A 936-nucleotide genomic window follows, 5' to 3' on the forward strand; every position below is an offset into this window, starting at 1 on the left:
TTCCAGCTTGATGCCGAGATCTTCCGAGATCGCGGTGCCGCCGGTGAGAATGGCGATGTCTTCCAGCATGGCCTTGCGGCGGTCGCCGAAGCCCGGCGCCTTGACGGCCGCGACCTTGAGGCCGCCGCGCAGCTTGTTGACGACCAGCGTCGCCAGCGCCTCGCCTTCCACATCCTCGGCGATGATCAAGAGCGGCTTGCCCGACTGCACCACGGCTTCAAGCACGGGCAGCATCGCTTGCAGGTTGGAGAGCTTCTTCTCGTGGATCAGCACATAAGGCTCATCGAGTTCGACGCGCATCTTGTCCTGGTTGGTGATGAAATAGGGCGAGAGATAGCCGCGGTCGAACTGCATGCCTTCCACGACTTCGAGTTCGGTCTCGGCGGTCTTGGCCTCCTCCACCGTGATGACGCCCTCATTGCCGACCTTCTCCATCGCCTCGGCGAGGAAACGGCCGATCTCGGCATCGCCATTGGCGGAGATGGTGCCTACCTGCGCGATCTCGTCGTTTCGGGTGACCTTGCGGGCATTGGTCTTCAGTTCGGCGACCACCGCATCGACCGCCTTGTCGATGCCGCGCTTCAAATCCATCGGGTTCATGCCCGAGGCAACCGCCTTGGCCCCTTCCCTGACGATCGCCTGTGCAAGCACCGTTGCGGTCGTCGTGCCGTCGCCGGCAAGGTCGTTGGTCTTGGAAGCCACTTCGCGCACCATCTGGGCGCCCATATTCTCGAACTTGTCTTCAAGCTCGATTTCCTTGGCCACGGTGACGCCGTCCTTGGTGATGCGCGGAGCGCCGAACGACTTGTCGATGACGACATTGCGCCCCTTGGGACCGAGCGTCACCTTTACCGCATTGGCAAGGATATCGACGCCGCGCAGCATCTTCTCGCGCGCTTCGGTATGGAATTTCACTTCTTTGGCAGCCATTGGATC

The 936-nt window shown here is 61.6% G+C and carries 1 protein-coding gene; it reads right to left on the reverse strand.

The window, feature by feature from the left end:
- Nucleotides 1-930 (reverse strand): chaperonin GroEL (gene groEL, locus EN906_RS35550; RefSeq protein WP_127375841.1); only part of this gene is annotated, 930 nt, incomplete at its 3' end.
- Nucleotides 931-936: the final 6 nt, after the last annotated feature.

The organism is Mesorhizobium sp. M7A.F.Ca.CA.004.06.1.1 (genome assembly GCF_003999135.1).
Lineage (GTDB): Bacteria > Pseudomonadota > Alphaproteobacteria > Rhizobiales > Rhizobiaceae > Mesorhizobium.